At 59.9% G+C, this 24128-nt stretch carries 17 protein-coding genes; 10 read left to right on the top strand and 7 right to left on the bottom strand.

Annotated elements, in window-relative coordinates; all coding sequences use genetic code 11:
- Together dnaN and dnaA are read right to left on the bottom strand one after the other, a co-directional pair.
- Positions 1-1125, bottom strand: coding sequence for a DNA polymerase III subunit beta (gene dnaN, locus FQP90_RS06920; RefSeq protein WP_144648982.1), 1125 nt, complete (start codon positions 1123-1125; stop codon positions 1-3).
- Between the two features lie 563 nt (positions 1126-1688).
- The gene (dnaA, locus tag FQP90_RS06915; protein ID WP_144648980.1) at positions 1689-3107 is read right to left on the bottom strand and encodes a chromosomal replication initiator protein DnaA; all 1419 of its coding nucleotides are present in this window, start codon (positions 3105-3107) and stop codon (positions 1689-1691) included.
- 465 nt (positions 3108-3572) lie between these two features.
- On the opposite strand from dnaA, the gene rpmH reads away from it, so the two are divergent.
- From rpmH to FQP90_RS06875, 8 genes are all read left to right on the top strand, one after another.
- Entirely contained in the window at positions 3573-3710 is a 138-nt protein-coding gene (rpmH, locus tag FQP90_RS06910; RefSeq protein WP_011776797.1) for a 50S ribosomal protein L34, read from the top strand.
- Between the two features lie 41 nt (positions 3711-3751).
- Positions 3752-4162, top strand: coding sequence for a ribonuclease P protein component (gene rnpA, locus FQP90_RS06905; RefSeq protein ID WP_144648978.1), 411 nt, complete (start codon positions 3752-3754; stop codon positions 4160-4162).
- Entirely contained in the window at positions 4092-4577 is a 486-nt protein-coding gene (gene yidD, locus FQP90_RS06900) for a membrane protein insertion efficiency factor YidD (RefSeq protein WP_144648976.1), read from the top strand. The genes rnpA and yidD overlap by 71 nt, the downstream gene beginning before the upstream one ends.
- Before the next feature lie 16 nt (positions 4578-4593).
- Complete coding sequence (gene yidC, locus FQP90_RS06895; protein ID WP_144648974.1) at positions 4594-5577, top strand: membrane protein insertase YidC; 984 nt, start codon at positions 4594-4596, stop codon at positions 5575-5577.
- Positions 5577-6125, top strand: coding sequence for a Jag family protein (locus tag FQP90_RS06890; protein WP_144648972.1), 549 nt, complete (start codon positions 5577-5579; stop codon positions 6123-6125). The genes yidC and FQP90_RS06890 overlap by 1 nt, the downstream gene beginning before the upstream one ends.
- Before the next feature lie 6 nt (positions 6126-6131).
- Positions 6132-6782 (top strand): 16S rRNA (guanine(527)-N(7))-methyltransferase RsmG, encoded by a 651-nt coding sequence (gene rsmG / locus FQP90_RS06885; RefSeq protein WP_144648971.1) that lies wholly within the window; start codon positions 6132-6134, stop codon positions 6780-6782.
- Positions 6783-6912: 130 nt separating this feature from the next.
- Entirely contained in the window at positions 6913-7926 is a 1014-nt protein-coding gene (locus tag FQP90_RS06880) for a ParA family protein (protein WP_144649118.1), read from the top strand.
- A 67-nt stretch (positions 7927-7993) separates the two neighbouring features.
- Entirely contained in the window at positions 7994-9214 is a 1221-nt protein-coding gene (locus tag FQP90_RS06875; RefSeq protein WP_144648968.1) for a ParB/RepB/Spo0J family partition protein, read from the top strand.
- Between the two features lie 6294 nt (positions 9215-15508).
- Here FQP90_RS06875 and trxA read toward each other — a convergent pair.
- The 5 genes from trxA to FQP90_RS06850 form a co-directional block, all read right to left on the bottom strand.
- Complete coding sequence (trxA, locus tag FQP90_RS06870; RefSeq protein WP_014923339.1) at positions 15509-15835, bottom strand: thioredoxin; 327 nt, start codon at positions 15833-15835, stop codon at positions 15509-15511.
- Positions 15836-15869: 34 nt separating this feature from the next.
- Positions 15870-16826: a thioredoxin-disulfide reductase gene (trxB, locus tag FQP90_RS06865; RefSeq protein WP_144648966.1), complete on the bottom strand. Its 957-nt coding sequence runs from the start codon at positions 16824-16826 to the stop codon at positions 15870-15872.
- A 196-nt stretch (positions 16827-17022) separates the two neighbouring features.
- Positions 17023-18678, bottom strand: coding sequence for an ABC transporter substrate-binding protein (locus tag FQP90_RS06860; protein ID WP_144648965.1), 1656 nt, complete (start codon positions 18676-18678; stop codon positions 17023-17025).
- A gap of 140 nt (positions 18679-18818) precedes the next feature.
- On the bottom strand, positions 18819-20822 hold the full coding sequence (murJ, locus tag FQP90_RS06855; protein WP_144648963.1) for a murein biosynthesis integral membrane protein MurJ: 2004 nt from the start codon (positions 20820-20822) through the stop codon (positions 18819-18821).
- A gap of 26 nt (positions 20823-20848) precedes the next feature.
- A complete protein-coding gene (locus tag FQP90_RS06850; RefSeq protein WP_090822121.1) occupies positions 20849-21352 on the bottom strand; it encodes an NUDIX hydrolase in 504 nt (167 codons plus the stop codon).
- 196 nt (positions 21353-21548) lie between these two features.
- Here FQP90_RS06850 and FQP90_RS06845 point away from each other — a divergent pair, with 196 nt between their 5' ends.
- Both FQP90_RS06845 and FQP90_RS06840 read left to right on the top strand, forming a co-directional pair.
- Positions 21549-23018 carry a CCA tRNA nucleotidyltransferase gene (locus FQP90_RS06845; protein ID WP_144648962.1) on the top strand — a complete coding sequence of 490 codons (1470 nt, stop codon included), beginning with the start codon at positions 21549-21551 and terminating at the stop codon, positions 23016-23018.
- A complete protein-coding gene (locus FQP90_RS06840; RefSeq protein WP_144648960.1) occupies positions 23015-23596 on the top strand; it encodes a histidine phosphatase family protein in 582 nt (193 codons plus the stop codon). The genes FQP90_RS06845 and FQP90_RS06840 overlap by 4 nt, the downstream gene beginning before the upstream one ends.
- Positions 23597-24128 lie beyond the last annotated feature (532 nt).

Genomic DNA, 24128 nt, shown 5'->3' with positions numbered 1-24128 from the left:
CTAATTAGGGAGACGGACCGGCATCACAAGGTAGCGGTAGTCGTCCTGGTCTTCGCCATCTGCTTCAGCCTGGGCCGTGATCATGGCCGGCTTTGGGGCGGTGGTGAAGGAGAAGCGAACGAACTTGGTTTCGATGACGCTCAAGCCCTCAACGAGGTAGTGCGGGTTGAAGGCCACGGTGATGTCCTCACCGGATAGCTGGGCCTCGAGCTCTTCGGAGGCCTGCGCGTCTTCGCCTGTGCCGGCGTCAAGGTTCAGGAGTCCCTGGGTGAACGCGAGACGGACCGGAGTGTTGCGCTCTGCAACCAGCGAGACACGACGAACAGCTTCGACGAGCTCCTGGGTCTGGACTGTTGCGTGGATGGGCGTGGAATCGGGGAAGAGAGACCGGATCTTGGGGTAGTCGCCGTCTACCAGGAGCGACGTAGTGGTGCGTCCGCCGCTTTCAAAGCCGATGAGCCGGCTGTCGTCGTCAGCCAGGGCGAGGTTGATGTCGCCGCTGCCACCGAGGGTCTTGGCCACCTCGTTCAGGGTCTTGGATTTGACCAGCGCGCTGGTGGAAATTCCAGGAGTGACCGGCTTCCACGGGACTTCACGCATGGCAAGGCGGTATCTGTCCGTGGCGAGGAGGGTGATTAGGTCGTCCTCGATCTCCATGCGGACGCCGGTGAGAATCGGCAGGGTGTCGTCCTTGCTGGCAGCGATGATCACCTGTGAAACAGCCTGGGCGAAGGCGTCACCGGGCAACGTTCCGCTGATTGCCGGCAGGGCCGGCAGGGCCGGGTACTCGGACTCGGGCATGGTGGCGAGGTGGAAGCTGCTTCGACGGCAGGTAAGCGTGACTTTACTGCCGTCGGTCTCAACTTCTACGGGCGCTGAAGGAAGGCTGCGGCAGATATCTGCCAACAGGCGTCCCGAGACGAGGATGGTGCCTTCCACAGCGATGTCCGCCGGGATTTCCAAGCGTGCTGAGGTCTCGTAGTCAAAGCTGGAGAGGCTTACGGTTCCTGCCTCAGCTTTGAGGAGGAGGCCGGAAAGCACAGGTACGGGCGGCCGCGGAGACAACGACCGCGCGGTCCACGTAACGGCTTCTGCCAGGACGTCGCGGTCGACTCTGAACTTCACGGAAGGGTGCCGCCTTTCATTGCTGCTGCCATGTCATCGCTGCGGATTCCTGCTTGGAAGCCGCCAAATCTGCGCGGTCCGACACGTGAACCTGCATGGTCCGCACTCAGCGAACTACAAACAGACCCAAGGATGGGAGCGCTGCTGACAGCTTAGCCGGAAGATCCGCGATTAACCCATCCCCGCACGCTCGGACCCCCCGTATGTGGACAGCCGCAGGCTGGCCTTGGCCTGGCCGCTGGCCGGGCTCGAAGTGTGGCAGAACGAGATTGTTATTTGAGGGATTTCAATTTTTTGGGATTCGTAGTGTTAATAACTGCTGTGGAAACTGTGGATAACCCCATCTCGCCCCGCAGTTCCGCGGTTAAGCCCTGTTCACGGACTGTGCGTTAACTGGGTTTTAAACAGGGTGTGGATGGGGACAACTCCCAGGGCCATTTTTAACGATCCACAGACGGCTTAAGGGTTTTAAGCCCATTAAGGACGCTTGTCCCCTTAAGTATCCACAGGCTTATCCACATGCACCTGTTAATAAGGTATGTAGTGGCGGACGCGATGTGGTTTCAGGAGTCGCGTTGCTGCTGTTTGATGCGGTTGGTCAGCTCGGTGACCTGGTTGTAAATCACACGACGCTCCGCCATCAGCTCGCGGATCTTGCGATCCGCGTGGATGACCGTGGTGTGATCGCGGCCGCCGAGTTCCTGACCGATCTTTGGCAGCGACATGTCCGTCAGCTCGCGGCACAGGTACATGGCGATCTGGCGGGCTGTCACCAGGGTGCGCGTACGGGACTTGCTGCAGAGCTCTTCCATGCTGAGTTTGAAATAGTCAGCAGTCTGGTCGAGGATCTGCTTCGCCGTGATCTCCTGGGCGCCGTCATCCGTGATCAGGTCCTTGAGGACCATCTCGGCAAGGGCAACATCCACCGGCTGGCGGTTGAGGCTGGCAAATGCCGTGACGCGGATCAGGGCACCTTCGAGTTCGCGGATGTTGCTGGAGATCTTTGAGGCGATGTACTCAAGTGCGTCGTCCGGTGCGGAGAGGCCTTCGCTGAGGCCCTTCTTGCGGAGGATTGCGATTCGGGTCTCGAGTTCCGGAGGCTGGATGTCCGTCAGCAGGCCCCATTCGAAGCGGGACGTCATGCGGTCCTCGAAGCCGGCGAGCATCTTCGGTGGCTGGTCTGAGGTGATGACCACCTGCTTGTTGGCATTGTGGAGGGCATTGAACGTGTGGAAGAACTCTTCCTGTGTCCGGTCTTTGCCCGCCAGGAACTGGATGTCGTCAATGAGGAGGACATCCACGTTGCGGTACGTGGTCTTGAAGCTGGTGCCTTCGTCGTCACGAATGGAGTTGATGAAGTCGTTGGTGAATTCTTCGGAGTTCACGTAGCGGACTCGGATGCCGCTGTAGAGCCGCCGGGCATAGTGGCCGATTGCGTGCAACAGGTGGGTCTTGCCCAGTCCCGAGTCACCGTAAATGAAGAGCGGGTTGTACGCCTTGGCGGGGGCTTCAGCGACCGCGACGGCGGCGGCGTGCGCAAAGCGGTTGGATGAACCGATCACGAAGGTGTCGAAGATGTACTTCGGGTTCAGTCGACCGAACTCATGCGATGTGCTCGGCGGGGTAGGTTGCGGTTTCGGCTCGGCGAAGTCCGGGACTGCGGAAAGCTCGACGGCGGGTTCCGGCTCTGCGTGGACAGGCACCAGATCGGTATCGACGTCTATAGCGCAGCGGATGTCGTCGGAAAACACGTTGCGGAGAGCATCGTCCAGGGCATCCTTGACCTGGGTCTGCAGCACCTCGCGGGTGAGTTCGTTGGGAACGGCCACCAGAAGGGTGGAACCGATGAGGCCCTGCGCCTGGGCGAGGATGACGAAACCGCGCTGACGGGGTGTGACCCGGTCGTCCTGTTCCATGAGGCTCAGCACCCTGCGCCAGGAACTTCCGACAGTGTTGGCGTGGTTGGCTTCGTCTACTGTCATCAATCAGTTCCTAAATACTTGCTTGCCGGCGTTGCTGGCAGCCGAAGTGTCTCCGGCGTCGCTGTTCCGGGCGTTAATCCACAGAGTTATACACAGCGGGTGGACAATGGGCTACTGAGCCACTCTAGGGGATGGAATCGCCAGAAGATAGCTGGGAACTTGCCTGTGGATAATTACACGGTTGTGGTTCTCTAAAGCGGCCTGTGAGCTACTTCATCCACAGGCTGGCAACGGTGGTTGGACACAGCTGTGGATAGGCCTCCGGCAGTCTCCCGGTTTGACTGAGGGTGCCTTTTTGCCCTAACGTTGTGAAGTCCTTTGTGTCCGCTTTTGAGATCAGTTGTAAGTCCGTACGTTCAGCGTGCGGGAGGCAACGGCGGCAGGCACATACAAAACTTAGCGTCGGCCAGTTCTTCCCCTTTTTTGATCGGGTGGGCGCACCTTTGATCCACTGGAGTAACTAACGTGAGCAAGCGGACTTTTCAGCCGAATAACCGCCGTCGGGCCAAGAAGCACGGCTTCCGCCTTCGTATGCGCACCCGTGCCGGCCGCGCCATCCTGGCTGCCCGTCGCGGCAAGGGCCGCGTCGAACTGTCGGCGTAAATAACTGACTTGTCGGTCAGGGTCTTTTTGCGGGTTCGACGGTGCTAGCCACCCCTAACCGTCTGCGGACGTCTACCGACTTTTCAACAACTGTACGTTCCGGCGTCCGCAATGGACGCCGGAACTTAGTGTTATATACGGCCCCTATCGGGGCCGAGGAGCCGAGTCGAATCGGCTTCATTGTCTCCAAAGCCGTCGGGAACGCCGTGACCAGGAACCTCGTTAAGAGGAGACTGAGAGAAGTAGGCGCACTTTCTTTGCATACGCATGGAACGGGCCTGGCGGTCGTGGTCCGGGCACTGCCCGCAGCTGCACATGCCAGCTGGGAGCAGCTGCTTTCGGACTACAACGCCGCATTGGCAGTGACGACGAAGCGATTGGGTGGCTCAGCTCCACGCAACGCTTCGCCGGACCACAACGGCACCACAACGGAAGGGACACCGCGTGCATGACATAAGCACCGCCGTCGTTCCTTCTTCAAGCGACCCCTCCGGCAAGGTTCCTGAAAGGACCATGCCGGCGGTGGTTGGCACGTTTCTCTGGAACCTGCCCCGCAACATCCTCATTCTTTTGCTGAAGACGTACCGTAAGGTCGTTTCGCCCCTGTACGGCCAGGTCTGCCGTTTCTTTCCCTCCTGCTCGGCCTATGCCTTGGAAGCAGTGACGGTGCATGGTGCCGTGAAGGGTACCTGGCTCGCAGCCAAAAGGCTCGCCAAATGCCACCCTTGGAACGCCGGCGGAGTGGACCATGTCCCCGCTGGCCACCGTCACTGGCCCGAAGGCCGGACGCCCACAATTGTTGTACTGAACAACCCGGACCAGTTCCTGGCTGCTCAGGCTGATGAAGAAGGCCGCTCGGCGGCCTAACGAATAGGGATATCGTATGGACTTCTTTGAAACAATCATGTTTCCGTTCAAGTGGCTGGTGTCAATCATCATGGTTGGCTTCCACGAGGGACTGAGCTTCATTGGCCTGCCCGCCGCGAACGGCTGGACGTGGACTCTGTCCATCATCGGCCTCGTGTTGGTGATCCGTGCCGCCCTGATTCCTGTCTTCGTCAAGCAGATCAAAGCGCAGCGCGGCATGCAGCTGCTACAGCCGGACCTGAAGAAACTTCAGACCAAGTACAAGGGCAAGACCGATCAGCTCTCCCGCCAGGCCATGGCGCAGGAGCAGATGGCACTGTACAAGAAGCACGGAACCAACCCGTTCTCGGCATGTTTGCCGATGCTGATCCAGATGCCGTTCTTCTTCGCACTGTTCCAGGTGCTGTCGGGTATTTCGACGAACGCCAAGGCGGGCCAGGGCGTGGGCGCCATGAGCCACGAACAGGTTGTCCAGTTCGATTCGTCCAGCATCTTCGGCGCGCCACTGTCCGCTTCACTGCTGCATGGCGATCCGAGTGGTGGAAACAGCGCTGTTGCTGTCTGGGTTCTCAGCATCGTGATGATCATCGCCATGACGGCCTCGCAGTTCATCACCCAAAAGCAGATCATGGCCAAGAACATGTCCGAAGAGGCCATGGCCAGCCCGTTCATGCGCCAGCAGAAGATGATGCTCTACATCCTGCCGCTCGTGTTCGGCATTGGTGGCATCAACTTCCCGATCGGTGTCCTCATCTACTGGACCACCACCAACCTCTGGACCATGGGCCAGCAGTTCTTCGTCATCCGCCGTATGCCCACCCCGGGTTCCCCTGCCGCCAAGGCACTGGAGGAGCGCCGCGCCGCCAAGGGCCTGCCCCCGCTGCTGGGTGGTAAAAAGACCGCGGACGCCGCCGCCGAAGCCGAAGCTGCTGCCGCTGCAGCCGCCGAGATCCGGGCCCAGCGCGTCCAGCCACAACGTAAGAACAGGAAGAAGAAGTAATGTCTGCCGAGAGCACCGAAGAAGTTATCGCCGCTGTGACTGAAGAGCAGGAAGAGCCCCAGGAGACGCAGTCCAAGACGGCCAGCCGCTTGGAAGAGGAGGGCGACATCGCCGCCGACTACCTCGAAGAACTTCTTGATATCGCCGATATCGACGGCGACATCGATATCGAGATCCGCAACGGACGCACGTACATCTCCATCGGTGCTGATGAAGAGTCCGCGGCCCTGGACAGCCTCGTCGGACGCGACGGCGAGGTCCTGGAGGCACTGCAGGAACTGGCCCGTCTTTCGGTCCTGTCCGCCACGGAAAGCCGCTCACGCCTCGTTCTGGACATCAACGGTTACCGCAAGGAGCGCGCCGGCGTTCTTCAGCAGATCGCCGAAGACGCTGTGGCCAAGGTCAAGGAATCCGGCGGAACCGTTGCCCTTGAACCGATGAGCGCTTACGAGCGCAAGATTGTCCATGACGCCGTAGCTGACCTTGGATTCGTTTCTGAGTCCGAAGGCGAAGGCGCCGGCCGCCACATCGTCGTCTCGGCTGACTAGCAGCTCATGGTTGAAATCACCGTAGCTGAACTGGAAGCGGCCGAAAAGATTTTTGGGGAGCGCTTGGATCTGGCCAAGCGCTACGTTGAACACCTGGCTACGTCGGGTACTGAACGTGGACTGATTGGCCCCCGCGAGATCCCGCGGTTGTGGAGCAGGCATGTCCTGAACTGTGCCGTCATCGAGTCTGCGATTGCCATGGACAGCCACGTCGCCGACGTCGGATCCGGCGCAGGCCTGCCGGGTCTTTGCCTTGCCATTGCCCGTCCGGATCTCGAGCTGACGTTGATAGAGCCGCTGGAACGTCGTGTTATCTGGCTTCAGGAAGTCGTTGACGACCTCGGCTTGGACAACGTGACCATTATGCGTACGCGCGCTGAGCTTGCAGTGGGGATGGTGGACGCGGACGTCGTGACGGCTCGCGCCGTTTCTGCTCTGACTAATCTCGCCGGCCTGACCATTCCTTTGTTGAACGGCCATGGTGAAGTGGTTGCGATCAAGGGACGCAGTGCTGCCGAAGAGATCGAGAAGGCCACAAAGGTCATCCGCAAACTTGGCGGCGTGGCGACATCCGTTGTTGTTTGCGGACAGGAGCTTTTGGAGGAACCCACCACCGTGGTGAGGATCATCGTCAACAAGCCCGGAAAGACGGCCTAGGTCCCGCTCGGTTTCCCGCGTGTCGGCGGCTGAGCGGTTAGGCTAGAGAACGGCAGCAAGCGCCGAAATGAGAGTGAGAGTGTGACCAGTGGGTAGTAGTGAAACCTCCACGCAGCGGATTCCCCCGTTTATGTCTTTGGGGTCCGCGCGGGCCATGGCTACACCCTCTGCATCTCTCCAGTCCGCGATTGTGCGTACTGATTCGGTTGAAAACGTTGCCGTTTCACGTGAAACTGTTTCAGATGGAGCGCATAACGTTATGGATTCCATCGATGATTCAAGCCCTATCGCTCGGCAGTTGGCCAACGAGACGCGTCGTCGAGAGCGGTTGATTGGCCGCGAACTGCCTAAGCCGGACCGGACCCGAATCTTCACTGTGTCCAATCAAAAGGGCGGGGTAGGCAAAACTACTACCACCGTGAATATCGCGGCCGCTCTGGCATCTGCCGGCCTCAACGTGCTGGTGATCGACATTGATCCCCAAGGCAATGCCTCCACTGCTTTGGGTATTGAGCACCACGCCGACGTGGACAGCATCTACGACGTCTTGATCAACGATCTTCCGTTGAAGGACGTCGTGGCACCGTGCCCAGACATCCCCAATTTGATCTGCGCGCCCGCAACCATTCACTTGGCCGGCGCCGAGATTGAGCTTGTGTCGCTGGTAGCCCGCGAACAACGGCTTCGCCGTGCTATCGACGTCTACGCCAAGGAACGCGAGAAGAACGGTGAGGGACGGCTGGACTTCATCTTCATAGACTGCCCGCCAAGCCTTGGCCTTCTGACCGTCAATGCCTTCTGCGCTGCCAGCGAAGTACTCATCCCCATCCAGTGCGAGTACTATGCCCTGGAAGGCTTGAGCCAGCTTCTCAAGAACATTGAGATGATCCAGAAGCACCTGAATGCAGACTTGGTAGTCTCCACCATCCTCCTGACCATGTATGACGGCCGGACAAACCTGGCAGCGCAGGTGGCGTCCGAGGTCCGCCAGCACTTCCCGGACCAGGTCCTGGGTGCTGTGGTTCCCCGTTCCGTGCGCATCTCTGAAGCTCCGAGCTATCAGCAAACGGTCATGACGTACGATCCTTCATCGAGCGGCGCGTTGTCCTACATGGAAGCCGCTGCCGAAATCGCTGAACGCTAGAATTCTTGAAACACTGCAACAGCCAGGGCCGATTCGTGCTCGGCTATTCCATCGGAGGGATGAATCAATGAGCGAAAAGCGAAGGGGCCTCGGCAGGGGTCTTGGGGCTCTCATTCCTAGCTCGGCCGCGGCCCAGGGCAACGGTGCTGCGCCGTCGCGTCCCGTCGATCTGTTTTTCCCAGAGGCACGGAAGACGGCGGAGCCCACGGTAGATGCACCTCGGGATGAACCGAGTGCTGATTCCACGGCACCCGCGGCTAAGCCCTCCACCAAGTCTGCTAAGGCTGATGCTCCAATGAAGCCGGCCGCCAAGTCTGCTGCCGCCAAGGCGCCAGCTGCGGTTAAGTCACCCACGAAGGCGCCGGCGTCTAAGCCGGCTGCCAAGCGCACTGTTCCGGACGTTGCTGATACTACGGAACGGTCGACGGCGGCTGCCGCGCCCGTAGCTCCCGACGTCGAGTTGGTGGAGGTACCTGGTGCCCGGTTCGCCGAGATTCCAGTCGGCGATATCCACCCGAACCGCAAACAGCCGCGTTCCGTCTTCGATGAAGACGACATGGCCGAGCTGGTGCACTCCGTCAAGGAAATAGGCGTCCTCCAGCCAATTGTTGTACGGACTTCAACCGAAAAGGGTGGAGAACCGTACGAGCTGGTCATGGGTGAGCGTCGTTGGCGCGCTGTGCAGGCGGCTGGGCTCGAAACCATCCCCGCCATTGTTCGTGACACCACCGACGACGACCTTCTCCGGGATGCCCTCCTGGAGAACCTGCACCGCAGTCAGCTGAACCCCTTGGAAGAAGCTGCGGCTTACCAGCAGCTTTTGGAAGACTTTGGTACCACCCACGAGCAGTTGGCAGACCGCATCGGTCGCTCACGCCCGCAGGTTTCCAATACACTTCGCTTGCTGAAGCTTCCCCCGCTGGTTCAACGCCGTGTAGCTGCGAGCGTTCTCTCTGCTGGCCATGCACGTGCCCTGCTCGCACTTCCGGATGCCGCTGCAATGGAACGCCTTGCCCAGAGGATCGTGGCAGAGGGTATGTCCGTGCGGGCCACAGAGGAAGCCGTTGCGCTTTACCAGGACCCTGCAACTCCTGCGAAGAGCAGCATTCCCAAGCCGAATGCCCGCCATGAGCGTCTTGACTACCTCGCTTCGTCGCTTTCCGATCGGCTGGATACGAACGTGAAGATCACCCTTGGCGCCCGAAAGGGACGCGTGAGTATCGAGTTTGCAAGTGTTGAGGATCTCAACCGCATTATGGACGTTTTGGGTCCAGGCGCAGAGGACTAAGTCGACTGTTTCAATGGAATGGGGTTCACATTTGATGTGGGCCCCATTTTTCTCGTCTTGGCGGTTCGGGCGTCGGGACGGTCATACATAGTTAAGCTGTCGCATCTCTAGGGAATGTTTCACGTGAAACGGTATGTGGCCTACTTGTTCAAAGTGGCTTGTTATCGGGTCGGCTGAACTAGGTCGACCCGATCTGGTGGGTGCCCTATTGTTTAGTGGCTTGTTGACCGGTGTGTTAGGCGGCCATTGATACGAATCGGTCCCGAAGCCCTACTTCATTGGATTCGGGTACGCTCCCTATGCATTAGTGCTAATCAGTTGTTCCAGATACGCGATGCCGACAGCGGAGATGGTCCTCACATGTACTCTATGAGTCCATGGTGGGAACGAGTTGTTACCCCGATGCGATGAATAGAGCATTTGGTGCTAGTGGTACCCACATGCAGTGCGCCCCGGCTTCGGCGTCCTCTGTTCACCTTGTTGCCAGATGAACTGCAAGTCTGGCCTGGGTTGGCGACTAGATGTGCTTTCTCCGACTTACACACTGACTCACTGAATGTTTAGCGGCACCCGAACCCTTCCCCTGCACTGCTCGCGCCCTCACCGCATCCTTTTGAATTTTCGTTTCACGTGAAACATGACGCTGATGCTCCCTTTGAGCGGCCGGATTCCGTGCAAGTTGTGACCTGCTAAGCTCCGAAGCGCGTTCCCTTCCGTGCGACTCTATGGACTACACCAAATTACGTAGTCATGGGCCATCAGCGCGGCTCGATCACGCCGGTGTGCACACGGCGGTATGTCAGCTGCGTTGCAGTCCCCCTAGGGAGTCTCCGTAGGGCCTCTCGGGTACAGACATTGCCTTGTAAGTAAATTCCATCACCCAAGAGGGATTTTTCTGGAGGTGAGGGCTTCCCCATGGACCGTGATTGTCATCGTAAACTGCTTTTGTTCTCCGAAACCCGGGCGAGAGCAATTCCTGTATCGCTAGGGTATTAATCGCGTGGAGGACTCAACAATACTCGGCGTGGCGTGGCGTGGCGTGGCGTGGCGTGGCAACCCCTTACGTGTTGGTGTTTCACGTGAAACACGAAGTAGGATTCACCATCCCAAATCTGGTAGATGGGCAGTCTCGAAATGAGAAGTGAGTCGGGGACACCGATATGAATGGGGCCCGCAGGGACATGAGGCAGTGTAATGAGCGGCCGATGCTCGAAAGGACAGCATTCACTAGACAAATTTATGGGCAACAACACGATCCCCATTCGGGGGGGGGGGGGAATCTTGGTGTTAGCAACATAGACTAATGGTCCAGTAGCCGGCTGTGTAAAGGGTAGGATCACAGCGCACGGTTTCACGTGAAACATCATCCGATCCCTCAAGTGTAATGAAACCTAAACGGGCCGAGTGCACCTCTTAGGGACCGTGACGGGCAGGCGGGAGAACCGTCCTAATCTTGGTTGTGAATCAGTCGGGCACCTCACTGCCGATTCGGTTTCACCAGGAGACCGTGACCAGGTAAATGGACGAGCGCGACAGCGAATTGGGAAGGCGGCTCCGATGTGATTCGTGCACGCGCATCCATGCAGAGCTCAGCCCATTCATCCAAAACCTGGTTACCATCCGACAGTCCACGAAGTACTTGAGTTGTGCCCGCGATCGTGTTCTCGTCAGCATACGGATAACAGGCTTGCTGGTTGCCTCATGCAGGCGGTTGCCGACTAGTCGGGCTTATGGGCCTCGAACTCGCGTGGGCGTGGGTGCGGACGGAGCGGACCGAGCGGGCCGATTCTATGTTCGGCACTATGCGCTTCGTTCCGCTCTATATATCCCAAGGGATAAACGGAGTCCCGGGTGAGAAGGATCAGCGCACCACGCTCCCCCAACGCACCATTAGCGGCCTGAAGGAAGGCGCATCAATAGTGACCGGTACAACCCACAGGGTTCCAGGTTCTCCAAAGATGCTGCAATATTCGCATTAGCGGCGGCTGCACGAACCACGAGGTCCACTCTAGGCGTTGACGGTTCTGAGCGCCTTTCTGATCTGTCGCCAGTGAAATGGTAGTGGAAGCTATTTGGAGCATGCGTACCTCGTGTGGGTGTCCCCTGTGGTCAGCGCAAAGCCTCCTAGGCACGAGCAACGCACCTAGACCTTGACATGGCTACATACGGGGGATGTCGATCGCCTGGGCGGCTCGACACCCGTTTGAGCGGGCTGTGACGAAGGCATCCAGTGGGACGCACGCCTCAGCTGACCACGGGTACTCTGCCGTAGGCGTCTTCCGGACTCACTGTGACCCTGGAATGGTCTGTTCATTGTCTCCAAACCGGGCTGCCTGCCACATATTCCAACCATCCTCGCCAGACCGGAATCTCATGAGCGAGGGGCTGGTATTACGTACGTACAAGATGGCGAATTGGACTCAAAGACTGAAGTTCAGTGGGCGATTGGTCCGATGTTGATATGTCATCTTTGAAGATCGTCGTTGGTGCTAGTTTGTGCTGCGGCTCGTGACAGTGACCGTGACTCAGGCAGCCCGTCGAGACAGATCCTGAACGCCAAATTCGGCAAATCCGAAGGCGACCAAAGGCTGCAGTGTTTCACGTGAAACGGAGCCGCAGTGCGACGCTCTACTCGGCGCCGGGACCAATAGCTTCAAGGACCGGAGACGTGGATAACCCAGTGGATATCCCTGTGGAAAACAGTGGGGATAACTTTGTGGACAAAGAGCTTCCTTGCGGCTTGATACGGGCGGGGTGATGACTATAGTCGGCACTGATGAATGTGCGTCCCACTGGCCCGGACCTCCATCCACTTCACGCTGGGTGCCCTACGCATCTTCCAGTCATGATGAAGCGCATAACGCCTGTATTTCATTGATTTATAGGGATCTTCGCAGGCTAAGGGGGGCTGCTGGCTCTCCCACCTATATGTCGAGTACTGAGATGTTGAATCTCTATATAGGATGCTCAATCTCTCCGGCCATCCGCTGAGCTGTGGTCAGTCTCATGAGCAGTGGATAAGCCTGTGGATAAAGTTGTGCAAAACTTGTCATGCGAAGCCGGACTCAAGCCATGTCCATATGGTCAGAGGCCAAGAAGATGCCTGGACCCGCGGAGCTCATGAGTGGTGTTCCGACACGAGTGTGGGATCACACCGCATCCCTGGTACAGCCAATACTGCACCTCGCGACTAGGCATGATCGTTCATCTGCTGTTCTTCCAGGTTCCCGAAACTGCGAGGCGGAGATCCCGATTCGGCGGCGGGCTGTCGTCGAACGGGTTGGTAGGTATAGATCCGATGTCTCCGCATCCTATTGTGCAATCCGGGGTATGCCGGATATGCAGTGGACCCGTGACACTGACGGACGGCAAGAGCTCTGATGATCATGGGAAGGTGGAAAGATGCCAGTTCCGGACTCCGATGTGCGTCTGCTGTCATTAGGACGCGGGCACACTGACCAAGGGTGCGGGGCTGAGATACCACTTACGGATGAGTCCCCTCCGTTGAGGAAGCAGGCTGTTAGGGGGTATTGGAGCATTCTGTTTTCACGAGACTTCCACCCACGTTGAGCGTGGGTACTGGCTCATGCTTGGCTGTGGTTTCGACTGACAGCTCCCCCGTGTTCTCAGCTCGTGTAGTGTGGGTGCAGCCGCATTGGCTGATCGGGCTCGCGACCCCAGCCGGTGGTTAGGACGGGGTGCATGCTCTTTGGCGGTTCCGTTTCACGTGAAACACTGCAGTAGCGGTGCTGACCCGAGCGACAGGCCTAATTGGCATCGGAAAGGATGTGGAGACCTTACACGCGAAACAAGGCCAGGAAGGCGTAATCGAAGTTGCGGGCCCGCCATCAAAGACACTATGGCCGAATGGCGTGAAGACTGTCGCTGAGGATAGATACTTGAATTTCCCTTCGTCATTCGGTCGCGGTGGGGGTGCCGTAGACGCCTTCCTCTCTTAGTCGGTGCGCCAGCTCCCCCGGCTCAGATCCTTGTCCGATAAGGGACCTCTCGCATGGAGCTGACACGTTCACGTTTCGGGCGGCTTTAGCCCATGTAAATCGCTCAGTATTCCGACTAGGCGCGCGACGAGGCAGGCCGGTGATGCCGAGGGATGTAAATGAGACAGTCCTCGGTGTACGACGTTGGGAAGAACCGGGGGCACCTTAGTCTCGGTACCTGTGTTTCACGTGAAACATGAGCCACAGCGGGTTGCTGCAGTTCGGTCAAGCTCTTTGTAGATCAGGACGACGCCAATATTCCGAGCCAAGTTTTAGGATGCTGCTTGCCTGGGACGCCCAGCGTCAGAGCAGGAGAAGCCACAAACTGCCCTTACGCCGCACAAGTCGCTAGGAAATCAGGTCTGATACGAACTCACCCAGATGCAACGACAGATAGCTGTGCTAGAGCAGGGGTCTCCGGTGGGCGACCCGCGAAACGCGGCCAACAGACGATACCCACCTGGGTAGCAGAAATTCCCAACTGCCGCCTCGTTGGCCCAGGCGGTCATGAACGGTGGCACGGTGCAGACGCAGGCTGACAGCCTAAAAGAAGCCCTGGCGACTCGTTTAGCCGGTGTAAATAGCTGCTCTTACCCACCAGCACACGGTGTACAGATGGCGTGTGGGGTGCTTCTCAACTAGGCGAGCCGTACGTTTATGCCTGTCGCGGCGCCGCGTTGAGCTGAGACGATGCATCTACGGGTCGTACTGGCCCCGTGGAGCGATGCCTTAAACCTAGACCGCCTGGGCTCGCTGGCCGATGCCACTGACCGCTAGAACTGCCGTATGTCGCACTGGTGCGCGTTTGCCTGATCCAGACCGGCGCCCGGGTCACGAACTGACGCCGAGCCTCGGAGTAGCCGGCATAGGGCCTAGCGTAGTTACCCCGTTGGCCGGAGCGGCTCTACTACATCTTTTCGGCTGACGAAGTGCAAACGTATAGGCCTCCAACCGGGTTCTATTGCATCGATACCCGTTTAGTTGACCTAAGATGATTCTCCACCGTGGCCTGCTGACTATGTCCTCGGCCTGTACGGCCTCATTTGGGCGGATAGAGCGAGAGGCGTTGTCAGAAGGGTGGACCGGCGGTCAGAAGGGAGCATCGTTGGACCGACTCATCTTCAGTGTGCCCGCCAGCTAGGTGGAACACGGCGATAGAAGTCGGGTTAGGAAAGCACAATCACACGTAGTGAGCCCCTATTTCTCCCTCCGATACGCGCGATTGGCGGTCAACGGTGGGATGGGCTGGCCCATGGTTCGCTGGTGAGTTCCCAACAGTCTGCGCAGGTAGCTCCAGATGAACGCATGCTTAGCGGCAGTGGCTGTCGCTAACCATGCGAAGTCAGTTGCCATGCAGGAAACGATAGCGGTCTTGAGAAGTCCGAGGGCGTTGCTGCCTCGCAGATCTTTGCACTACTAAAGGTCGTGACGATTCCACCGAATAGGGCTTAGTGCGTCCATTCAAGCGACCGCAGCCTATGATCATCAAGCGCTTTTGGACGACAGTGGAGCTGCATCGATGTGGTGAAAGCTCAGCCAACCACCCGTATGCGTCGAGAGTCCTAGGTGCCTGATTCCAGCGATGACAGTCTTAGTGTCGGCGATGGCTTCGTCGCATGGAAAGTCAATAGCTGGTTTCGGACAACCTTGGCCATAGGCCGACGTTCTGTGTGAAACGAGCGGGTGACAGCCAGGAATTCGTCGGAGAACTAGCCCTGCGCCGTGCATCCCTAAGGTGTTTCACGTGAAACACGTAGGCACCGTTAGCGAACCTTTGCGTGTGCACTATCGCCACCAATTGAAAGCCGTATAGCGCGCCCCGCGCTCCTGTTGTTTCTCTCGAACAGGTTCTCATGTGAGACGTTAGACGCGGCACGCGAGTAGCTAGGGGGATCTGTAAAGCAAGCCGAGGCGGCCGGGGTAATGGGGGTGGGAGGTGGGAGAGGGACGGCGGTATGGGGGTGGGAGGTGAGAGAGGGACGGCGGTATGGGGGTGGGAGGTGAGAGAGGGACGGCGGTATGGGGGTGGGAGGTGAGAGAGGGACGACGGTATGGGGGTGGGAGGTGAGAGAGGGACGACGGTAGTGGGGGTGGGAGGTGAGAGAGGGACGATTCGCCCCTACCCCAGGTAAGGCGAAGTGAAACGTAGCAGCAGTACGTCCCACAAACCGGCTCAGAGAACGAAACGTAGAAAAACTACCTGATGACGTTCATTTCACTAAGAAACAACAAAAAAACCGGCGGTTCCCACTCCCTCGGGAGCAGCAACCGCCGGTTTCAGGTGATCAGTGTGGAACTAGGACAGGACGTCCGCGAATTCCTTTTCGAAGAACTGCTTCGGCTTGGCACCGATGACTGTGCTCTTAACTTCTCCCCCGCTGAACAGGTACACGGCCGGGATGGACGTGATGCCGTATTCGGCTGCGATGGCAGGGTTGTCGTCAACGTTGAGTTTCACGACGTCAACCTTCTCGCTGTACTCAACGGAGATCTCGTCGAGGATGGGGCCGAGCTTGCGGCAGGGGCCGCACCATTCTGCCCAGAAGTCCACGATGACCGGCTTTTCTGAAGCCAGGACATCCGTGCTGAAGCTTGCGTCAGTTACGTCTTTTGCGTTGCTCATAACTCTTCCCTTCGTATGGTTGCTTGGATGCAGCTTAGGAGTGCAGGTCTGCGAGGTAGTGCTCAACATCGAGAGCAGCCACACAACCGGAACCCGAGGCCGTGATGGCCTGGCGGTAGGTGGGATCGATGACATCGCCGGCAGCGAAGACACCCTTAATACTGGTACGGGAGCTGCGGCCCTCGACGGCGATGGTTCCCTCAGGGGTCAGATCAACCTTGCCCTTGATGAGATCCGTGCGGGGGTCGTTGCCGATGGCCACGAAAACGCCGGTGACTGCGAGCTCGGACTCAGTGCCATCCACCAGGTTCTTCAGCTTCAGTCCAGTGACCTTATCCTCACCGAGGACGTCCTCAACGGCCGTGTTCCAGACGAAGTTGATCTTCTCGTGTGCCTGGGCGCGGTCACCCATGATCTTGGAAGCCTTCAGGGTATCGCGGCGGTGGATAACAGTTACTGACTTAGCGAACTTGGTCAGGAACAGTGCTTCCTCCATAGCGGAGTCGCCACCACCAATAACGGCGATGTCCTGGTCCTTGAAGAAGAAACCGTCGCAGGTTGCACACCAGCTAACGCCGTGGCCTGACAGGCGCTTTTCATTGGCCAAGCCAAGCTCGCGGTAGGCCGAACCCGTGGACAGGATGATGGCCTTCGCCTGGAAGGTCTCCCCCGTGCCGATGGTGACGGTCTTGATGTCGCCGTCGAGATCCAGTTCGGTGACATCCTCAAACTGGATCTCCGTGCCGAACCGGGCGGCCTGCTTCTCGAAGTTCTCCATCAGGTCCGGGCCCATGATGCCGTCGGGGAAGCCCGGGTAGTTTTCCACGTCGGTGGTGTTCATGAGTTCGCCACCAGCGGTGACGGAACCGGCAATGAGCAGAGGCTTCATGTTGGCGCGGGCGGTGTAAACGGCGGCTGTGTAGCCGGCCGGGCCTGAACCTACGATGATGACGTCACGCACCTGCGATGCGCTGTTTTCTGCAATGCTCACGTGGCGTGAACCTCTTCCTTAGTCGATGCTGCGGCTTTCGGGGCAGCCACCTGACTCAACCCCTGTAATGCCCCAAATATTCCGTTGGAGTTGGGGACCTTAAAAGCCACCAACATTCAGGGTACCGTCTGCGGACACGCCGAATCGAAGTGGGGACCCCGAATGACCGGCAGCCCCAACGGTCACAGAAGGGGTACTACTGGACAGTGACTTCCGCCAGGCGCAGGCCGAAGCCGAAGCGGGTCTTCGGTGCAGCCAGCTTGGGAAGAGCCTTGATGACCACAATGACGTACTGCGTCTGGGTGGGCGCTGCGAGCGGCATGGTCAGCTCCGGGGAGGTGAAGCTGTTGGTGCCCACCAGCTTCGCGCCGTCCATGGCGGGACGGTCGTTGGTGTAAACGCTGATGCTGCCGCCGGAGCCGCCCAACTGGTTCAGCACAATGGACTTGACCTCGGTCTTCTCCTTGAGCTTGATGACCAGCGGCATATCAACGAAGAGTCCACCCCAGTCTGCCGTGGCGAATTCCATATCCGACCAGTAGCTGGCCGCATTGCCATCGAAGGCCCGTACGAGGTCCTTGTCGTAGGTAGCTGCGAAGGGGAAGTCGCCGAGGCGCGTGATCCCCTCGATTGCGGGCGGTGCCGCGGGCGGCGGAGCCTGGGTTGGCCCGGGCTCTTCGGTTTCCGTGCCGGTGGACTGCGGAGCCGTGGTGTTCTGCGTCGCTGCAGGAGTGTTGCTGGGCAACAGGCTGCCAAGGTTGGTGACGGCGAGGACGAGGCCCACTACAAGTACAGCAGCGAGCAGGCCGCCCACCAGCCAGCGCAAGGAACGGGGCTCCTTTTCGGGAGCTTCGTCCTCGTAGACCTCTTCATCCTGGTAGTCGTCCTGGACAGCGGCCGACGCCGGGAAGCTGGTTGGCGCGCGGTCGTAACCTGCGTCCGGGGTACTGCGGCCAGCAGCAGCGCCGCCTCCCCCAGCAAAGCCGTAGTCCTCTTCGGACCAGAGCGAAACCTTGGGGTCGGCAGGCTCCCGGGCCGGCGCCGGTTGCGAGGTGACTGCTTGCGTCGGCGGTTCGACCGGTGCGGCAGGCGCGGCGGTGGGCTGCGAAGCTACGGCCTGGGTAGGTGGCTGGGCCGGCACTGCAGGCGATGCTCCCCCGGCGGAAGCGGCGGCGCCAGCGCCGGTGGCCGCACCGGCGTCGTGATTCTTGGAACCCGAGTTCTTCAGCGCAGCGGCAGCTGCGAGACCGGCTGCGCCCGCGCCCGCTGCGGCAGCGGCCAACTTACCGGCGATGCCGCTCTTGGACGACGACGGGCTGGCGGAAGGCATGGGCGGCACATGGCCGGGCTGGGAGCCAGCTGCTTCAGGCTCAGCGTCGTCCTCGGACGGGATGGGGTAGCCGTTTTCGTCGTACTGGATGTATTCGGCGTCGTGCTCGTCGTCCTCATACAGCCCGTCGTACGTTTCCGGCTCATATGTGCGCGGTTGGCCAAAGATCTCACTGCCGAGCGTTTCCGTGAAGAACGGCTCAATGTACGGCGGGTTGGTAGCCACCACGAGGTCCAGGAGGTCCGGAGCGGTGCTGTGGTTGGTGATGAGGTAGGTGGTGTTGTCGCTGACGCCGAGGTCCAAGATCTGGACGTGTCCGGGGCGCTCCCCGGTTGCCACTTCACGGGCGCTCTGCGCCACCTGTTCGGCGTTCCCAGGTCCGGCCACCAGGATGCTCACGGGACGGTTGAGGACCTGGTCCACGCCGTCGAGCACCTGATCTTGGTCATGCGAGGTCAACACATTGGCCGTGACCTTGTAGCGGCCGCCAAGTACTGATCCGACGTCGATCGGGTGGGACACGTGTTCCTCCTAGGCTGTCCGGGAGCTGCGGGTCCTGCACGCGGCTGGCCCGGCGAGCCGGTTCAACCGCTTTTGCAACTACCTATATTCGTTTCTAGCCTAGCCGATTAGCGTCCGCCGCCCGTGTTGGCGGCACCGGCTCACTTCCGTTTCCGCCCGCTGGGGAAGTATGGATTGCGGCCTGCATCGCCTTGGTAGGTGCGTCGACCCGGCAACGGGACCTGCGGACGGAACTTGCCGCCTTGGGCCGTGCTGGGCACGTCTTCGTCGGGCAGGTAGGTCTTGGGAGCATCAGGGGCAGGCGTCGGGGCGACCCGCCGGGGTTCAACGGCCGGGCCTGCCCTGAAGGAGGCGGCGTCGAACTCACCGGAAATGCGCGGAATCAAGCCGGTATCGTCCGAGACCGTGGCGCGTGCCGCCGTCGTGGGTTCTGCTGCGGCTCCGGCAGGCGCTGGTGCGCCGCGTCCCAAGCGGCCCATCAGCGGGCGGAGGAGGTCGCGAAGTTCAGTGACGTGGAAGACGCGGAGCAGGACCAGATAGGCCAGCAGCATGACCGGCCCGACGACGACTACGGTCACCAGGGCGGCCGGGCGGCTGCTCCACGCGAAACCGTCCGCCCGGTAGCTTCCCAGGAGCCACAGCGCGGCGGCGCCGGCAAGCGCGGAACCCAAACCTGCGTATCCCATGCGGATGTACGAGTTGGCGATCCTCGGCCCGTCAAGGTGACCCAGAAGCCTGCGCAAGAAGACCACGCTGATGACCACGGAGAGGATGTTGCCCAGCGTGTAGAGGATGGCGATCGCGTAAATGATCTGGCCGACGGGCAGGAACTGGATGAAGAAGGCGCCCACCACGTAGATCACGGCAAGCCACAACTGGACATACAGGGGCGTGCGGGCGTCCTCGTTGGCGTAGAACACGCGGGACATCATGAAGTTAGCGCTCAGGAACGGGGTACTAAGGGCCAGGATGGTGAGCGTTTGGGCCAGCATGACGCCGTCCTGCGGCTCCCCTCCGGAGAAGAACATACCCAGTGGTCCGGCCAAGGCGAACAGGGCCAAGGCACCGAAAACCGTGGCAACGGCCATGGTGCGCAGGCCGTGGGACAAGGCATCGCGGAGCTCGGCTTTGTTGCCATCTTGGGAGGCCCGTGTCATCCGGTTAAAGAGGACGGTGGCCAAGGACAAAGCGATGATCGAGTGCGGCAGCAGGTACAGCTGGCTGGCGACTTCCAGGACGGCGTTACCCGGCAGGACGGCTGCGGCAACGTTGTTTCCCGCGTTGCTCAGGCGGAGACGTTCAGCGCCGGGGATCGTGGCGATCCTCATGACATAGAGGAAAGCCAACTGCCCGACGGCGGCAGTCGCCAGCGTCCAGACGCTCAGCTTGGCAGCCTGGCCCAGTCCAACGCCGCGCCAACCGAAGCGGGGACGCAAGCCGAGGCGCAGGCGGAAGACGGGGATCAGCAGGATGGCTGTTTGGGCAATAACACCGAAGGTGGCGAACCCCGCGATCAGGAACGTCTGCGTTGGGCCCCAATTATCTATGGTGTGCGGGTTGTCGATGTTGGCGCCCAGGATCCAGATGAACATGCCCAGGCCGGCGATGGCCACGAGGTTGTTCAGGATGGGCGCCCACATGGCCGGACCGAACGCGCCATGGGCATTCAGGACTTGTGTCAGCAGGGCATAGAGCCCGTAGAAGAAGATCTGGGGAAGGCACCAGAACGCAAAAGTCACAGCCAAGGCTTTTTGTTGCTCGGAATACCCCTGCGTGGTGAGGTCGATGACCAGGGGCGCCGCCAGCGTCACCAGGGCCGTCAGGGCCAACAGCACCAGGACAGCGAGTGTGAGCAGACGGCTGATGTAGTCCGCACCGCGGTCCGGGGCCTTGCTGGCCTTGATGATCTGCGGGACGAGGACGGCATTGAACACGCCGCCCGCCACCAGCAGGAAGATCAGGTTCGGCAGGTTGTTCGCGTTAATGAACGTGTCATTGACCGTGGAACCAAGGCCGAGCGCGGCGCCGAGCATCCACGTTTTGGCGAAGCCTAGGAACCGGGAAACGAGCGTTCCTGCTGCCATGATGGCGCTGGAACGTGCTTCTCCGGATTGAACGGACTCAGTGGTTTTGGCTTCAGACATCGCCTTTATCGTCCCATGTACCCGGGTCAGAGGTGTTCGGGCAGCACTTCCCGTGCCAAATCAGCGATGCGGCGTTCGTTCGGGAAGGACAGTTTGCGGGCGAGTTCCTGGATGGGAACCCAGGCAGCGTCCACGGCTTCCTGGTCGGGATCGTTCTCGATGGTCAGCTCGCCACCTGTGGCCTGGAGCAGGAAATGGTGCACGGTCTTGTGGACTCGGTGGCCGCTGACGGTGAACCAGTAGTCGATGCTCCCCAAAGGAGCCAGGATGCTGCCTTCGATGCCGGTTTCCTCGGCGATCTCGCGGACTGCAGCTTCCTCGTTGTTCTCGCGGCCTTCCGGGTGGCCCTTAGGCAGGCACCACTCAAGCCGGCCACCCCTATTAAGGCGGGCGATAATCGCAACCCGGAGTTCGCCGTCGGACGTGTCTACTACAACGCCACCCGCCGACACTTCCTCCACAGTAGGAAGGGAGGCCTGCACCGGGTGCTGCGGGGCAGGGGCGACGTGCGCGCCGATTGCCGACGGCAACGGTGCGTTTGTCCTCCTGCCAGGAGCGCTCGGGATCGGGTTGGCCATGAGGTCCACTCTAACGACTCTTGCCCCGGAGTGATGACCGGGACATGGCCACAAGATGGACTCCAAGAGACGGTCCACGGATGCATGCCTGATATTGCATGGAACAGTGGCCCACTGCCGAGTAAAAATCTGCCAAGCTTAAGGGACTATGGCGCACGTACTGGACAGCTCTTCTGTTAACTTCACCATCGATCCGGTGGTGCTCGACCTCGGGCAGCGCTTTGTCGATGCCGGCTTCGAGCTATCCCTGGTGGGCGGGCCCGTGCGCGACCTCTTCCTCGGCAGGACCTCCCCGGACCTCGACTTCACCACTGACGCCACGCCGGACCAGACCATTTCCGTCATCAAGAAGTGGGCGGACAACTTCTGGGAAATCGGACGCGCCTTCGGCACCATCGGGATGAAGAAGAGCGGCTTCCAGATTGAAATCACCACCTACCGCGCCGAAGCGTACGACCCCGATTCACGCAAGCCAGTAGTGGCGTTCGGCAACTCCCTGACCGACGACCTTCTCCGCCGCGACTTCACCATCAACGCCATGGCGTTGCGGTTGCCGAGCTTGGAACTGGTGGACCCCTTCGGCGGCGTCCGCGACCTCCATGCCTCCGAGCTCGCAACGCCCGGCGCTCCTGAAGCGTCCTTCTCGGACGATCCGCTGCGGATGATGCGCGCGGCCCGCTTCGCATCTCAGCTCGGCGTGTCGGTTCACGACGACGTCCGGCTCGCCATGTCCCAGATGGCCGACCGGATCAAGATCATTTCCGCCGAGCGTGTCCGCGAAGAGTTGGTCAAGCTCATCAACGGAGCGCACCCCCGCGTGGGCATAGATCTCCTGGTGGACACCGGCCTGGCTGAGTTCGTGCTCCCGGAGGTCTCCGCACTGCGCCTGGAAGCAGACGAGCACCACCGGCACAAGGACGTGTACCAGCACTCGCTGCAGGTTCTGGAACAGGCCGCCGCACTTGAAACTGGTCCTGACGGTCCGGTGCCCGGCCCCGACTTCGTGCTGCGGTTCGCTGCCTTGATGCACGACGTCGGCAAGCCGGCTACGCGCCGCTTTGAACCGGGCGGTGCGGTGAGCTTCCGCCACCATGACGTTGTGGGCTCGAAACTGACGGCGAAGCGGATGAAGGCGCTGCGGTTCGACAACGAGTCGATCAAAGCCGTCTCCCGCTTGGTTGAACTGCACATGCGCTTCTACGGCTACGGCGACGCTGGCTGGAGCGACTCAGCGGTCCGCCGCTACGTGACCGACGCCGGTCCCCTGCTGGAGCGCCTTCACCGCCTGACCCGCTCTGACGTCACCACGCGTAACCAGCGCAAGGCCGACCGCTTGTCCTTCGCCTACGATGACCTTGAGCATCGCATCGCGGCGCTCTTGGAGCAGGAATCGTTGGCTGCAGTCCGGCCAGACCTTGATGGAGCGCAAATCATGGCCCTCCTGGGACTGAAACCAGGGCCTGTGGTTGGCAAGGCCTACAAGTTCCTTCTCGAAGAACGCATGGAACACGGACCACTGTCCCCGGACGAAGCCGAGCAGAAGCTCCTGGCATGGTGGGAAGCGCAACCCGAGTCCGCCGTCGTCGAGCCTTTGACCGAAACTGAGGAGCCATCATGACCGCTGCGACTTCCCCGCGTCCACAACTCTGGATCCTGCGCCACGGTGAGACGGAATGGTCCAAGAGTGGCCAGTACACGGGCCTGACGGATCTCCCGCTCACTGTTGAGGGTGAGCAGCAGGCAGTTGAAGCACGCAAGGTGCTGGAAAGTATCGACTTCGACTTGGTGCTGACTTCACCGCTGCGTCGCGCCCGACGCACCGCCGAGTTGGCAGGCTATCCGGAAGCCGTGCATGAACCGCTGGCTGTCGAATGGAACTATGGCGACTACGAAGGCATCAGCTCGGACCTCATCCGCAAGGACAACCCGGACTATCTGATCTGGACCGACGGCGTGCCGAACGGTGAGACGCTGGACGAAGTAGCTGCCCGGGCTGACAAGATCATTGGGCGTGTCCTGGAATCCGGAATGGATAACGTTCTGGTGGTTGCCCACGGACATTTCTCCCGAATCCTCACGGCGCGTTGGCTCGAAATGGACGCCCGCGAAGGCCGGCACTTCATTCTGGGAACCGCAAAGGTGTGCACGCTTGGTTGGGATAAGCGGACGCCCGCAATTGTCCGATGGGGCCTCTAAACCATTAATTTAGAAAAACTTTTGGCAAATTAGCGAATTGCGCTGGTCAAACTCCGTGTTCATGGGGTAGCTTATATCTTGTTCCCAGAGCGACCCGCCGGGAACCAGGCGCGCATTCACCGGTTAGTCAGCCGGGACAATGCCACAGCAGGCTGTTACAGCCAGAAAAGGAGGTTGGGAAAAATGATTACTTTGACTAGCGGACGGAAGTTGACCGTCACTGCTACCCCGGCCTCTGCTGATGATCGACGCCGTTATTGCTCTCTGACCCACTCCTGATTCACCGGACCGGCCTGATGCCGGCGGTGTTCATGGCCACCACTCTGCGTGGTTGGCGTTCTGAGTAGTCAGTTGTAGGCGCGGACCCACGCAGCATGCCGCGGGTGCGCAGTTTCCCCAAAGTTCGGAACCAGCTTCTTGTTGGGTCGACTGCAGGAAGCACGCGCTATTGCACGACGAATCCCTGTTGATTCGGTCCGCTTTATCCCCTCATTAACCTCGGCTATTTATGCCCTTTTAGGCTTTGATTTCT

This window comes from Paenarthrobacter nitroguajacolicus (assembly GCF_007786235.1).
Classification (GTDB): domain Bacteria; phylum Actinomycetota; class Actinomycetes; order Actinomycetales; family Micrococcaceae; genus Arthrobacter; species Arthrobacter nitroguajacolicus_A.
The sequence above is the reverse complement of the archived record's forward strand: the minus strand, read 5'-3'. Positions and strand labels throughout refer to the sequence as shown.